Origin of the sequence: Streptomyces sp. SYP-A7185 (genome assembly GCF_046103685.1) — a bacterium.
GTDB lineage: Bacteria > Actinomycetota > Actinomycetes > Streptomycetales > Streptomycetaceae > Streptomyces.
Genome location: NZ_CP122310.1, coordinates 7,509,258 through 7,522,898, shown reverse-complemented (window position 1 = coordinate 7,522,898; position 13,641 = coordinate 7,509,258). Strand labels below are relative to the sequence as shown.

At 73.6% G+C, this 13,641-nt stretch carries 9 protein-coding genes; 1 reads left to right on the top strand and 8 read right to left on the bottom strand.

What is annotated here, in order from left to right; all coding sequences use genetic code 11:
- Positions 1–77: 77 nt before the first annotated feature.
- The 6 genes from QBL25_RS32980 to QBL25_RS32955 form a co-directional block, all read right to left on the bottom strand.
- Positions 78–1,811, bottom strand: a complete 1,734-nt coding sequence (locus QBL25_RS32980) for a CocE/NonD family hydrolase (RefSeq protein ID WP_409062858.1) — start codon at positions 1,809–1,811, stop codon at positions 78–80.
- A 280-nt stretch (positions 1,812–2,091) separates the two neighbouring features.
- Positions 2,092–3,015: an LD-carboxypeptidase gene (locus QBL25_RS32975; protein ID WP_409060595.1), complete on the bottom strand. Its 924-nt coding sequence runs from the start codon at positions 3,013–3,015 to the stop codon at positions 2,092–2,094.
- Positions 3,012–5,006 carry a prolyl oligopeptidase family serine peptidase gene (locus tag QBL25_RS32970; RefSeq protein WP_409062857.1) on the bottom strand — a complete coding sequence of 665 codons (1,995 nt, stop codon included), beginning with the start codon at positions 5,004–5,006 and terminating at the stop codon, positions 3,012–3,014. The genes QBL25_RS32975 and QBL25_RS32970 overlap by 4 nt, the downstream gene beginning before the upstream one ends.
- Before the next feature lie 36 nt (positions 5,007–5,042).
- Positions 5,043–6,395, bottom strand: a complete 1,353-nt coding sequence (locus tag QBL25_RS32965; RefSeq protein ID WP_409060594.1) for a M20/M25/M40 family metallo-hydrolase — start codon at positions 6,393–6,395, stop codon at positions 5,043–5,045.
- Complete coding sequence (locus QBL25_RS32960; protein WP_409060593.1) at positions 6,388–7,221, bottom strand: M55 family metallopeptidase; 834 nt, start codon at positions 7,219–7,221, stop codon at positions 6,388–6,390. Before QBL25_RS32960 ends, QBL25_RS32965 begins: the two co-directional genes overlap by 8 nt.
- 123 nt (positions 7,222–7,344) lie before the next feature.
- Positions 7,345–8,742 carry an MFS transporter gene (locus tag QBL25_RS32955; RefSeq protein WP_409062856.1) on the bottom strand — a complete coding sequence of 466 codons (1,398 nt, stop codon included), beginning with the start codon at positions 8,740–8,742 and terminating at the stop codon, positions 7,345–7,347.
- Positions 8,743–8,963: 221 nt separating this feature from the next.
- Between QBL25_RS32955 and QBL25_RS32950 the strand changes: the two genes are divergently transcribed.
- On the top strand, positions 8,964–9,905 hold the full coding sequence (locus tag QBL25_RS32950; RefSeq protein WP_409060592.1) for a LysR family transcriptional regulator: 942 nt from the start codon (positions 8,964–8,966) through the stop codon (positions 9,903–9,905).
- A 360-nt stretch (positions 9,906–10,265) separates the two neighbouring features.
- Here QBL25_RS32950 and QBL25_RS32945 read toward each other — a convergent pair whose 3' ends face one another.
- Together QBL25_RS32945 and QBL25_RS32940 are read right to left on the bottom strand one after the other, a co-directional pair.
- Entirely contained in the window at positions 10,266–10,991 is a 726-nt protein-coding gene (locus QBL25_RS32945; protein WP_409060591.1) for a class I SAM-dependent methyltransferase, read from the bottom strand.
- Positions 10,992–11,134: 143 nt separating this feature from the next.
- On the bottom strand, positions 11,135–13,573 hold the full coding sequence (locus QBL25_RS32940) for a SpoIIE family protein phosphatase (protein WP_409060590.1): 2,439 nt from the start codon (positions 13,571–13,573) through the stop codon (positions 11,135–11,137).
- Positions 13,574–13,641 lie beyond the last annotated feature (68 nt).

Genomic DNA, 13,641 nt, shown 5'->3' with positions numbered 1-13,641 from the left:
GCAGCTGGACCGGGTTTGCGCGCGGTGGACGCCCCGCCGGGGTGGGGGTGAGGGCCGTACGGGTGAGCCCGGCCGGGTCAGCGGACGACGGGCAGCTCGATCGTGCCGGTGTCCTGGGGCGCGCTGGTGACGGTCACCGGCTTGATCCCCTTGTTGCCGCCGTACGCGCCGTCGCTCGCCGCCACCACGAACCGCAGCTTGTGGCCCGCCTCGTACCGGTGGACGATCCCCGGCAGCGACACGGTGAACGGCTTGGTCACGTCCGGTACGCGCACGGGCGCCACCAGCCGGTGCACGAGCGTCTTCTTCCCGTCGGGCGCGACGTCGTACAGCTTGGCGAACAGGACGAGTTTGTCGGCCGCGTCGCCGGAGTCCTGCACCCGCTCGGTGCGGGGCGAGACGACCTTGAGGGTGGCCTTCGCGGACCCCACCACGTCCACGGGGGCGGTCAGCGGCTCGGTGGTCCAGTCGAGGTAGGTGCCCTTGGTGTCGTACGGCGCCGGGTCGGGCAGCCCGATCAGGCCCGCGAGGGAGCTCTCGGAGTGGCTGGTGGGGACGAGCCAGTTGCGGTACTCGCGGCTGCCGCGCGCGACCTGCTCGCGGTGGTCGACGAGCTTGCCGTCGCCGGACAGGTACAGCTTCCGGTTCAGGGCGGGCACCGTGGGCGCGGTCGCGTAGGCGCCGTTCGGTCCGGCGTCGGCCGGCACCCAGTCCTGGCGGTAGGCGAAGGCGGGCCCGGTGTCGACGCCCTTCTTGCCGTGGAGGTAGCGGTCGAACCACGCGAGGACGCGCTTGCCGACGTAACTGGTCTCCAGGTTGCCCTCGGAGAGGTTCAGTTCACCGGAGGCCGCGTCGCTGAGGCCGCCGCTGTGGCCAGCGGACTGCCAGATCATCTTCGCGGTGGTGCCCTGCGCCCTGAGCGTCTTGTACGTCGCCTGCGCTTCGTTGAGGTTGAACAGGGTGTCGGCCTGGCCCTGGATCAGCAGGGTCGGCGCCTTGACCCGCGAGAGGTAGGAGACGGGCGAGACGCTGCGGGCGTACTTCTGGAGTGCCTCGGTCTTGTCGGCGGGATAGCGTCCCGAGTTGAGCGTACGGATCGTCTCGCAGGCCTGGGTGACGAAGTGCAGGCAGGTGAGGGAGTTGACGCGGGAGGGGTCCAGATTCGGTTCCAGGAGCGGCTGGCCCTCGCCGATGAGGTAGAAGCCGTTCATCCACTGCCACTTGGCGGCGCCGGGGACCCTGCGGTCGGCCGCGTTGTTCGGGTCGAGCGAGTAGCTCAGGTCGTTCCAGGTGATCATCGGTACGAGAGCGTCGACGCGGCGGTCCACGGCGGCCGTCGCCAGCTGGATCGCCCCGCCGTAGGAGCCGCCGATCATGCCGACGCGCGGGTCTGCGGCGCCGTCCTTGGTGACGTAGTCGATCGTCGTGCCGTCGTCGGCCGCGCGCTCGCCCGCGAGGAAGTCGACGAGTCCGGAGGCCGCCTTGCCGTCGATCCGCGGGTCGTCCAGGGAGATCAGGCAGCCGGACTTGCCGAAGCCGAGCCCGGAGTAGACAAGGCCGACGTAGCCGCGCTCGGCGAAGGCCTTGCCGGTGGCCGCCGTCCCGCCGTCCGACTTGCTGCCGCCGAAGCCGTTGGTGGTCAGGACGGCGGGCGCGGGGTGCGCGGCGTCCACTCCGGCGGGGCGGTAGAGGTCGGCGTCGACGGTGCAGTTCCGGCCGCCCGCCTGGACCGTGAACTTCAGCGGGGTGACCGTGAAGGGGGCGGTGGCGCTCGCGGGCGCGGGTGCCGCCAGCGCCAGGGGCGCGGCCAGCGCGGCGCCGAGGGCGAGGGCGAGCGGGGCGCGGGGGCGGGAGAGGGAGCGGGCACGGCGGGGTGCGGTACGACGGGACACGAGACCTCCACGCTGAGGACAGCCGACTACCGACCGGTAAGTAACCGGCCAGGGTCATGTTGTGACACGTGTCAGGCATGGGTCAACGCCCGTGACAGGAGTTCTCGCCCGGAGTTGACGGAAATTCAGTGCGGAGGTCCCGCGCCCCGAGGCCCCGGCGAAGAACGGGTCGCCCCGAGGCCCCGAGGAGGACGGGCCCTCAGGCCAGCGCGGGCTCGTCCAGCGTCAACGTCCCCGCGTCCGCGTCCAGTTCGGCCGCGGCCCCGAACGGCACCGTCAGCGCCCCGTCGCAGTGCCCGAACCCGAACTCCTCGGCGACCGGGACCCCGAGCCCGCCGAGCCGGTCGAGCAGCAGGGCCCGCAGGGTGTCGTACGGATCGCACTCCGCCCAGGAGCCGAGCAGGATGCCGCGCACGCCCTCCAGCCAGCCCGCGCGCAGGAGTTGGGTGAGATAGCGGTCGAGGCTGTAGGCCTCCTCGCCGACGTCCTCCAGGCAGAGCAGGCCGCCGCGCGCGGACGTGCGCGCCCCGGGGGCGCCGATGTCCGCCGCGAGCAGCGAGAGGCAGCCGCCGAGCGTGACGCCCCGCGCGCGGCCGGGCACGAGCGCGGTGCCGCCCGAGGCGATCACCTGGACCTCCTCGGGCGCGAACAGCGTGGCCCGCAAGTGCTCCTGCGCGCGGGCGTTCTTGAGGAAGTCGACGGCCGCGGTCATCGGGCCGTGCAGCGTCGCCAGGCCCATGCGCGCGGCGAACGCCTCGTGCAGCGTGGTGATGTCGCTGTAGCCGACGAAGACCTTGGGGCCCGCCGCCCGCATCGCCGTCCAGTCGAGCAGGTCCACCATGCGCAGTGCGCCGTAGCCGCCGCGGGCGCAGAGCACCGCGGAGACGGACGGGTCGCACCAGGCCTCCTGGAGGTCGCGGGCGCGGTCGGCGTCCGTGCCCGCGAGGTAGTCGAACCGCGGCTGGCGGTCCAGGACGTGCGGCGCGACGACCGGTTCCAGGTCCCAGCCGCGCAGGATGTCGAGGCCCGCCTGGAGCCGCTCCTCCGGGAGGGGTCCGCTGGGGGCGACGACGGCGACGCGCGCGCCGGGGACGAGCCGCGCGGGACGCGTCAGGGGGTTCACTTGGCGAGCTCCAGGGTGGGCACGGCGTGGGCCAGGTTCAGGCGGAACACCTGCGCGTACAGGGAGAGTTCGGCCTCCAGGGCCCGGATCACGGTGTCCGCGCGGCGGAAACCGTGCCCCTCGCCCTCGAAGGCGATGTAGGCGTGCGGCACGCCCCGCCCCTCCAGTTCCGAGACGAACCGCTCGGCCTGTTCGGGCGGACAGATGACGTCGTCGAGCCCTTGGAGCAGCAGGAACGGCACGCTGACCTGGTCGGCGTGCTCGGCGGGGGACCGCTCCACGTACCGCGTGGGGACCTCGTCGAACGGGCCGATCATCGAGTCCAGATAGCGCGACTCGAAGTCGTGGGTCCCGCCCGCGGCCCATTCCGTGAGGTCCAGGACGGGGTAGATGATCGTGCCGCAGGCGTACACGTCCGTCGTGGTCAGCGAGGCGGCCGAGGTCCAGCCGCCCGCGCTGCCGCCGCGGATCGCCAGGCGGTCGCGGTCGGCGGTGCCCTCGTCGGCCAGGGCCAGGGCGACGGCCGCGCAGTCCTCGACGTCGACGATGCCCCACTGCTCGCGCAGGCGGTTGCGGTACGCGCGGCCGTAGCCGGTCGAGCCGCCGTAGTTGACCTCGGCGACGCCGATGCCGCGCGAGGTGAAGTAGGCGATCTCCAGGTCGAGGACGAGCGGGGAGCGGCTGGTGGGGCCGCCGTGCACCCACACCACGTACGGCGGGAGTTCCTCGTCGGGGGCGACGCGGGCCGGATGGTGCGGAGGGTAGACGTGCGCGTGGATCTCGCGGCCCGCCGGACCGCTGAAGGTGCGGATGCGCGGCTCGGGGTAGTACGCGGTGTCGACCGGGTCGTCGTGCGCGGCGCCGATCACCCGGGCGCGGCCGGTGCTCGTGTCCAGCTCCACGACCTCGTACGCACTGCGGGGGCTGGCCGCGACGCCGACGGCTCGCGGGCCGTTCACCGCGATGGTCGCCGCCCACTCCGTCCAGGGGCCGGCCGCGTCGACGACCTCGCCGGTCTCCGGGTCGAGCACGCCGAGCGCGGTGGCGCCCTTGCCGTGCACGACGGCGACCAGACCGCTGTCCAGGGGCGCGAACCAGCCGGAGCCGACCTGCCACAGCGGCCCGCCGAACTCCTCCTCGCGCGGGCAGACCGGCGCTCCCCAGGAGGAGTCGCCGCCGGTGGTGACGTCACCGCGGTAGAGGTTCCACCAGCCGGTGCGGTCGCTGGCGAACAGCAGCCGTCCGTCCCGGGCCCACTCCGCCTGCGCGACGGACTCCTCGGGGCCGCCCGCGAACACCCGGGGGGCGCCGAACGTGCCGTCCGCGCGGACCTCCGCGACCAGGAGTTCCGTGCCGTCCCACGGCATCCGGGGGTGGTCCCAGGCGATCCACGCCACGCGGGCGCCGTCCGGGGAGAGGCGGGGCCCGGTGAGGAACCGGTGCCGGTCGTCGGAGAGTTCCCGCACCGCCGCGCGGTCATCGGCCGCGGAGCCGTCGAGCGGCACGGCGACGGCGACCCTGCGCACGTCGGCCGGCCCCTCGCCGGTGAACTCCTCCAGGACGCACCAGACCTCGCCCCGGTCCAGGTGCACGCACGGGTCGACGTACCGCAGGCCGCCGCCCACGTCGGACAGCGGGGTCAGCGGGCGCGGCACGGCCCCGGGGGCGTCGGGCGCGAACGCGTACAGGCGCTGGTCGGCGAAGTTCGCGAAGACCACGAGCGGTCCGTCCGGCCCCACGGCTCCGGCCCACGCCCGCCCCCCGTACTCCATGACCCGGCTGCGCACGTTCCACGGCTCGGGCAGCACCGACTCCTCCGCGCCGTCCGGGCGGCGCCGCACCAGGGCGCGCCTGCCGCCCTCCTCGGGCCTCGGCTCGGTCCACCACGCCTCGTCCCCGACGAAGCCCACGCCGGCCGGAGCGCCGTCGTGGGCGGCGGCGAGCGCCGCGTCGATGGGCGACGGCCATGATCCGTAAGCCTGGGTCTCCATCATGTCCTTCTCTTCCCCCATGATCGGTTGTGTTCCCTAGGCCGTTCTCAGATAGCGGTCGAGCACGCGGACGCCGAAGTGCAGCGCGTCGACCGGGACCCGCTCGTCGACCCCGTGGAAGAGCGCTTGGTAGTCGAAGCCCTCCGGTGTCTTCAGCGGCGAGAAGCCGTAGCCGGTGATGCCGAGTCGCGAGAACTGCTTGGCGTCCGTGCCGCCGGACATGCAGTACGGCACGACCTTTCCCTCGGGCGCGAACTCCTCGACGGCCGCGCGCATCTTCGCGAACGTCGGCGAGTGGACCGGCGCCTGCAGAGCCACCTCACGGTGGTGGAACTCCCAGTCGACGTCCACTCCGGTGAGCCGGTCAAGGGTGGCGGCGAACTCTTCCTCCCCGCCCGGCAGATACCGGCCGTCCACGTAGGCGACGGCCTCCCCGGGGATCACGTTCACCTTGTAACCCGCCTGGAGCATCGTCGGGTTGGCGCTGTTGCGGACCGTCGGCGCGACGAGGTCGGCGGCGGGACCGAGCTTCTCCAGGAGCATGTCCACGTCGAATCCCGGCGCGTCCAGGTCGGCCTGCTCCCCGTACAGCCCGGCCAGTTCCGTCAGGGCGGCCCTGACCGTCGGCGTGAGCCGCACCGGCCAGCGGTGGTCGCCGATGCGGGAGATCGCCGCCGCCAGCTTGCTCACGGCATTGGCGTGGTTGACCTTCGAGCCGTGGCCCGCCTTGCCGCGCGCGGTCAGCTTGAGCCAGCCGGTGCCGCGCTCCCCCGCCGCGATGGCGTACAGCTGGTTGCCGCGCCCGTCGTGGAAGGTGAAGGCGCCGGACTCGCTGATGCCTTCCGTGCAGCCCTCGAAGAGGGCGGCGTGCCGGTCGGCGAGGAACCCGGAGCCGTCCTCGGCGCTCGCCTCCTCGTCGGCGGTGAACGCGATCACGATGTCCCGCCGGGGCCGCACTCCCGCGCGCGCCCAGCCGCGCACCACGGAGAGGATCATCGCGTCCATGTTCTTCATGTCGATGGCGCCGCGGCCCCAGACGACGCCGTCGCGGATCTCCCCGGAGAAGGGGTCCACGCTCCAGTCGGCGGCTTCGGCAGGCACGACGTCCAGGTGACCGTGCACGAGCAGCGCGTCGGCCGAGGGGTCCGTGCCCTCGATGCGGGCGACCACGTTCGTACGGCCCGGTGTCCGCTCCAGGAGCGTCGGTTCGAGCCCGGCGGCGGCGAGGCGCTCGGCGGCGTACTCGGCGGCGGGCCGCTCACGGCAGTCGCCACCACCCCTGTTCGTGGTGTCGATGCGGATGAGTTCGGAGGTGAACCGGACGACCTCGTCGAGCGCCTGCTCGTCGACGTGTCCGGCGGTCCGATGCCCCGGCTGCTCCTCAGCCATACTGTTCCTCCACGGCGGCCGATGCGATCGTCGTGACCGCCTTGAACGTACGAATGCCCTCGTACATGGTGTCGCTGGTGTACGCGATCTTCCGCTCGCCGGTGCGCCGCACGCCCGGCACCACGGTGGACGCCATCGACAGGTGCTCGGCGTCGAATTCGAGCTCGACGGTGAACGGCCCGCCCTGGACCGGAGCGTGCCGCACCGCGAGCGGCGCCGCCTCCTTGGCGGCGGCCCGGATGTCGGACGCGGTCCGCCGCGGGGTGCGGCAGACCGCCGCGTACCGCGAGACGTGGTCCTTGACGGCGACCTTCAGCGCTCCGGGGGCATAGCCGAGGGCGTCCTCGCAGGCCAGGTCGTCGCCGGTGACCAGGACGACGGGCACTCCGTACTCGGCGACGACATGGGAGTTCAGCAGCCCCTCACTGGCCCGGACGCCGTCGACCCACACCCCGGTGATCGAGTTGGCGAGGTAGGTGTGCGCGAGCACGCCCTCCATGCCGGCCCCCGCGTGGTAGCCGACGAAGGCGATGCCGTCCACGTCGCCGTGCTGCACGCCTTCGACCATGGAGAGGGACTTGTGCCGCCCGGTGAGCATCTGGGCCCGCTCGTCGAGCTCCTCCAGGAGGAGGTTGCGCATGGTCCAGTGGGCTTCGTTGACGAGCACCTCGTCGGCGCCGCCGTCGAAGAAGCCGAGCACGGCGGCGTTGACGTCCGAGGTGAACATCGAACGGCACCGCTCCCACTGCGGCGTACCGGGCAGCACGTCGGCGGGCCAGGTGACACCGGTGGCCCCCTCCATGTCTGCGCTGATCAGGATCTTCATGCGGCCTCACGCTACGCGTTCCCCCCTCCCCTGGACCAGATCCGCCGAGGACCGCGTCGCGGCCTCACCTCCTCGGCGCACTTCCGGCGCAGGTCCCGGCGCGTGTCCCGGCGCGAGTCCCGGTCAGGGGGCCGCGGGCACCTCGGGGCGGCCGGCCGCGGGTTCGCCGGACGCGGCCACGGTGCCCGGCCGCGAGCGGAGGCCGAACGCGCTGATCAGCGCGGCGAGCAGGGCCGCGGCGAGCGGTACCCACAGCGCCGTGCGGTAGCCCTCCAGGAGCGCGGAGGGCGAACCCGCCGTGGTGGCCCACACGTTCACGGCGGTGGCGGCGGAGAGACCGAGGGCGGCACCGAACTGGAAGGCGGTGTAGAGCAGCCCGCCGGCCAGGCCCTGCTCCTCCTCCTTGACGCCCTCGGTGGCGACGATGGTGAGCGGCCCGTAGGTGAGGGCGAAGGCGAGGCCGAGGACGATCAGGCTCGGGAACATCGCCGCGTACGTCCAGTCGGCGCCGACCGGCAGGAACAGCGCGTACGAGAGCGTGGCGAGCAGCAGGCCGCCGAAGATCACCCGGGCGTTGCCGAAGCGGTCGACGAGGCGGGGCGTGAGCGTGGGCGAGAGCACCGCGTCGATGCCCGTCACGAGCATCGCGAGGCTGGTCTGGAGCGTGGACCAGCCGCGCAGCTCCTGGAGGTAGAGGACGACCAGGAACTGGAACCCGAAGAAGCCGCCCGCGAAGAACAGGCCCGCGAGGTTGGCGCGGACCAGGGGGCCGCTGCGGAAGATCCCCAGGCGGACCAGCGGGGAGGCCGAGCGGCGCTCGACGGCGACGAAGACGGCGACCAGGGCCAGGCCCGCGGCGAGGGTGCCCGCCGTGGCGGCGGCGCTCGCGTGGGAAGCGCGCTCCACGCCCAGGACGAGCAGCACGATCGCGGCGGTGACCGCCAGGGCGCCCAGCACGTCGACGCTCTGTCCGGTGCGGTCGGGGCGCGGCGATGTGGGGACGAGGGCGAGCGCGGCGGCCAGGATCACGGCGGAGAGCACGACCGGCACGAAGAAGACCCAGCGCCAGCCGAACGCGGTGAGCAGACCGCCGACGACCAGGCCGATCGAGAAACCGCCCGCGGCGGTGCCGGAGTAGAAGAGCAGCGCCTTGTTGCGGCGCGGGCCCTCCTCGAAGCCGGTGGTGATGACGGAGAGGCCCGCGGGGGTCATGAAGGCCGCGGCGACGCCGGTGACGAAGCGCGCGACGATCAGCGTCCAGCCCTCGGTGGCGAAGCCGCCGAGACCGGAGAAGACCAGGAAGACGGCGAGCCAGAAGACGAACATCCGGCGGCGCCCGAAGAGGTCGGCCGCACGGCCGCCGAGCAGCATGAAGCCGCCGTAGCCGAGGACGTAGGCGCTCATGACCCATTGCAGGGACCCGGTGGACAGGCCCAGATCGGCGCGGATCGACGGCAGGGCCACGTTGAGCATGGCGACGTCGATGCCTTCCAGGAAGATCGCGCCGCACAGGACGAGCAGGACACCCCACTCGCGGGGCTCGAAGGTGACCGCAGGCGCGCTCGCCGCCCCGGCCGATGACTTTCTTCGCGTACGCACGTCGGTTCTCCGCCCAGATGTGGATGGTGCCGGGGATGTCCCGGCCTCCTCACCCTCGATCAGGGCGTACGGGCGGAACAACGGCGAAGAACGCAACGTTCGTTCAACCAGGTTTACCGATCCGATCCGCCGGGGGGACGTCGATGGAACGCGATGAACTGGAGTGCTTTCTGCTCCTGGCCGAGGAGCTGCACTTCGGCCGGACGGCGGAGCGGATGCGGCTTTCGCGCGCCCGGGTGAGCCAGCTGATCCAGCGCACCGAACGCCGCGTCGGCGCCCCGCTGTTCGTGCGCACGAGCCGTCGCGTCGGGCTCACCGCGCTCGGCCGCCAGCTCCGCGCCGACCTGGAACCGCACCACCGGGCCATCGACGCGGCGATCGAGCGGGCCGCGGCCACCGCGCGCGGCATCGACAGCGTCCTTCACGTCGGCTTCGCCAACCCGCTGGCCGGCGAGATCGTGATGCGGACCACGGAGGCGCTGCGCGTGAGTCATCCGGGGCTCGCCGTGGAGATCTGCGAGGTACCCCTCGGCGATCCGTACGGGCAGCTGCGCAAGGGCGAGTTCGACGTGCAGCTGACGGAGCTTCCGGTGCGCGAGGACGACCTGGGCGGCGGCCCCGCGCTGCTCGCGGAGGAGCGGGTCCTCGCGATCGCCTCGGGGCATCCGCTGGCCGCACGGGACTCGGTGTCGCCCGAGGACCTGGCGGAGGTGCCGCTCCTGCCGATCACGGGCGAGGTGCCCGACTACTGGCTGGAGCACCGCGTCCCCTCCCGCACCCCGTCCGGCAGGCCGATCGGCCGCGGGCCCGGCGTGACGAACATGCAGGAGGCGCTGATGCTGGTGGCGGGCGGCAAGGGCGCGTTCCTCGCCCCCGCGCACACGGGGACGTACTTCGCCAGGCCGGGGGTCACGTACGTGCCCTTCGACGACGCCGAGCCGGTCGGGTACGGCCTGGTGTGGCGGGCCGGCCACGGCACGGGGGCCGTGGCGGCGTTCGCCCGGACGGCCCGTGAGGCGGCGCGTGACGTGGTCCGGGCAGATGCCCGCGGCGTGGCACCGGGGGCGGTCACCGCGGGGAGCTGAGGCCGGCGGGGGCCACGCGGTCCGCGCCCTGGCGCAGGGCGCGGTCCGCGCAGACGCCGCGCGGATCGCGACCACGGCCCGGCCCCTCCGGGGCGGGCCACCGCAGCACCGTCCCGCAGGTCCGGAGCGCCGGGGCGTGGCGCGGCTCAAGGCGGCGTACGCGTTCCCGCCCGCGGTCCTGACACGGGCCGGGCGCCCGGCCCGTCGGCCCCCGGCCCGTCGAAGTCCGGCCCGTCGGCGCCCGGCCCGTCGGCGCCCGGCCGCCGCGCGCGGCTCGGACACCGCATCCCGCCGCATCCGCCCCACGCCGGGGTGAGGTGTCGCCGGCGGGTGTGAAGTGTCGCCGGGGGAGCCGGTGGCTCAGTGCGCCCTGCCCACCACCAGCCACCTCGACGGCAGTTCGATGCGGGTGCCGTCCGGGGTGAACTCCGTCGTGGTCAGCGGGAGTTCACCGGCGGCCAGGACCGTGAGGCCCGCCTCCGTGAGGTACCGCGGGATGGCGGCGTCCGCCACCTCGCCCGGTGCGATGCCGTGGGCGAACACCGGGGCCAGTTTCGGCGGCGGGCCCTCGGGGCTTCGCGCGAGGCCCCTCAGGACCACCCCCGCGGCCTCGGCGAGCTCGACGACGAACGCCCTGCCGCGCTCGCCGAGGAGCGCCGCGATGCCGTCCACGAGCGGCTGGCGGTCGTCGGGGTCGCACTGGTGGAGCACCCCGCGCATATAGACGTTCACGTCGCCCAGTTCCGCGTGCAGCTGCTCGGCCTCGGCCTTCTCCGCCGCGTCGACCTGCCGGAACTCCACCTGCCCCGCCGGGTCGGCATGGCGCGCGTGGTGCAGGGCGGCGGCGGACAGGTCGGCGCCCAGGACGCGCGGGTAGCGGTCGGCGAGGAAGCGGGTCTGGGTGCCGTTGCCGCAGCCGAGGTCCACCAGGGGCAATCCCGCCGCCGCCAGGTGCGGTTCGAAGAGGGCCAGATGGATGCCGACCGTGAGCGCGGGTTCGGAATCCCAGAAGACGGCCCCCTCCTCGCCGGGCGCGTCCCGCCAGAACCCCTCCCAGGCCTCCCTGTACCGACGCGTGACGCTCATGCCCAGCTCCCCAGGATCGCGGCGACGGCCGCCGAAGCCGACGGCGAGATCGGTCTACCGCGCCCGGGTCGCGCGGACAAGTCACCGGCGCAATCATTCGCCGCGCCTTCACGCCCCCCGCCCCGCGGGGTAGCCAGGAAAGCTCACCTGAGCGTCGGCACCAGCTCGAACCACACGGTCTTGCCGGAGGCCGTACGACTGGTGCCCCACTCCTTGGCGAGCACGCTGACGATCCGCAGGCCGCGCCCGAACTCGTCGGCGGGGCCCGCGTTCAGGAGCGTGGGCAGGGTGGGGTCGTCGTCCTCGACCTCGCAGATCAGCGTGGTGCCGGAGCGGACCAGACGCAGTCCGACGCGGGGGCCGCGCGAGTGCCGTACGGCGTTGGTGACGAGCTCGCCGACCAGGAGCTCGGCGGTCTCCACGAGGGCGGGGCGGGACCAGCGGCGCAACTGGTCGCCGACCAGCTCGCGCGCCCTGCCGACCTCGCTCGGGTCGCGGGCCAGCCGCCACCGCGCGACGTCCTCGTCCGCGATGCCGTTCAGGCGGGCCATCAGGAGCGCCACGTCGTCCTTGCGGCCGCCGCGGGTGTTGAGCGCGCGGATGATCGTGTCGCAGGCGTCGTCCATGGAGGCGGCCGGGTGGGCCGCGGACTCGGTGAGCGTGGCGAGCCCGACGCCGATGTCCTCGCCGCGGACCTCGACGAGGCCGTCGGTGCACATCAGGAGCCGGTCGCCGGGCGCGACCCGGACGGTGACCGCCTCGAAGGGCACGCCCCCGACGCCGATCGGCGCTCCCGTCGGCAGGTCGAGGAGTTCGCTGCGGCCGTCGTCGGCGCGGACCAGGACGGGCGGGATGTGACCCGCGTTGGCGAGGTGCAGCTCGCCCGCTATGGGGTCGTAGACCGCGTACAGGCAGGTCGCGAGGTAGTGCTCGCCGAGCCGTTGCGCCAGGTCGTCGAGGTTGCGCAGGAGCTGGGCCGGCGGCAGGTCGAGTGCGGCCATGGTCTGCACGGCCGTACGCAGCTGGCCCATCATCGCCGCCGAGTTGAGGCCGTGGCCCATCACGTCGCCGACGACGAGCGCGGTGCGCGATCCGGGCAGCTTCACGGAGTCGAACCAGTCGCCGCCGACCCGGCCGAGCAGCGTCCCGGGCAGATAGCGGGTGGCGATGTCGCAGCCCGTCATGCGCGGCTCGATGTGCGGCAGCATGCTGTCCTGGAGGGTGTCGGCGACGCTCTCCTGGTAGGTGTACATCCGGGCGTTGTCGAGCACGAGGCCCGCGCGGGCGGCCAGTTCGGCGCCGGTGACGCGGTCCATGTCGTTGAAGACGGGCCGCTCCCGGTGGCGCAGCAGGATCATGAACCCGAGCACCACGTTGCGGGCCTTCAGCGGTACGACGAGCATCGACCGGTGGTTGATGAGCGGGCGGATGTCGCGCTTCTCGAACTGCGAGGCGATCGCGTTGCCCATCTCCTCGGTGATGCGCGGCACGAGGACGGGGTCGCCGGTGGTCATGCACTGGAAGAACGGCGTGTGCGACGGGAACGGCATGGACTCGCCGACGGGCACGACGTCGTCCCAGCGGCCCGGCTCGTCCGTGTGCTCCACGGCGACCCGGTGCCACAGCGTGGTCTCGTCCGGCGGCCCCTCGGGGAACCCCTCCCCCGCGACGACCTGTTCGCGCAGGTACGTGCCCGCGACGTCGGTGAAGCGGGGCACGACGGCCCGGCTCACCTCGATGATCGTCTGCGAGAGGTCGAGCGAGGAGCCGATGCGCCCGCTGACCTCGTTCAGGAACTCCAGGTGCTCGCGCACCGCGGCGTATTCGAGGTCTTCGGCCTCCTCGGCGGCCGCGGCGCCGTCGGGCGTGCCGGGCTCGGGCGCGAGGCCGTCGGCGGCGACCTGCCGGGCGCGCCTGCGCGCCTCGCGCTCGGTGCGCCGCGCCACTCCCCAGTCCGGGGTGACGGGCACCCGGTCGTGCTTGCTGAACTCCAGGACGGGATAGCCCAGTTCCAGGACCTGCCCCACGATGCGGGAGCTCTCCTCCACGCTCATGCTGGGCAGGATCTCGGGCAGGCGGCCGGCCAGCTCGTCCGCGCCGGGGAAGTCCGTGTGCAGGGCGAATCCCGGTGCTATCCGCTCGACCTGGCCCGGCTCGCGGTCGCCCGCGGCCAGCCGGTCGGCGTCCGCCGCGAGCACGAGCAGCCGCTCGGGGCCGGGGCCCACGAGGGGGTAGGCCCACCACAGGACGTCCACCCGGTGCCGGTCGCCGCCGGGCACGGAGAGCCGCGCGCGCCCGGCGGCGGGGTACGAGATGCGGCCGTCGAGGGAGGTCTCCAGGTCGGGGCCCAGGCCGTCGTACTCGCCGTAGTCCGGGTGCTCGGCGGGGATCGCGCCCGCCACCGGGAGGAGATCGCCCGCCGGGCTGCCGACGGCCGCCTCCTTCGAGTAGCCGAACAGCTTGCGTGCGCCGGTGCTCCAGTGCGAGACGCGGCCCGCCCCGTCGACGACGACCACGGCGAGCGGGATCCGGCCGGTCACGGCGCGGCGAGCCATCGGCCCGTCCGGGGTGCCGTAGTCCATGGCCAACGCTCCTTCCGGCGGCACCGCGAAGCCCTGCGCCGCCCCGACCACCGTACGACCGGCACTGG

What these genes read in the sequence shown, in the direction of transcription:
- QBL25_RS32970 (WP_409062857.1), bottom strand. Translation starts at nt 5,006, where the DNA reads ATGGAGACCCAGGCTTACGGATCATGGCCGTCGCCCATCGACGCGGCG.
- QBL25_RS32960 (WP_409060593.1), bottom strand. Translation starts at nt 7,221, where the DNA reads ATGAAGATCCTGATCAGCGCAGACATGGAGGGGGCCACCGGTGTCACC.
- QBL25_RS32965 (WP_409060594.1), bottom strand. Translation starts at nt 6,395, where the DNA reads ATGGCTGAGGAGCAGCCGGGGCATCGGACCGCCGGACACGTCGACGAG.
- QBL25_RS32945 (WP_409060591.1), bottom strand. Translation starts at nt 10,991, where the DNA reads ATGAGCGTCACGCGTCGGTACAGGGAGGCCTGGGAGGGGTTCTGGCGG.
- QBL25_RS32940 (WP_409060590.1), bottom strand. Translation starts at nt 13,573, where the DNA reads ATGGACTACGGCACCCCGGACGGGCCGATGGCTCGCCGCGCCGTGACC.
- QBL25_RS32950 (WP_409060592.1), top strand. Translation starts at nt 8,964, where the DNA reads ATGGAACGCGATGAACTGGAGTGCTTTCTGCTCCTGGCCGAGGAGCTG.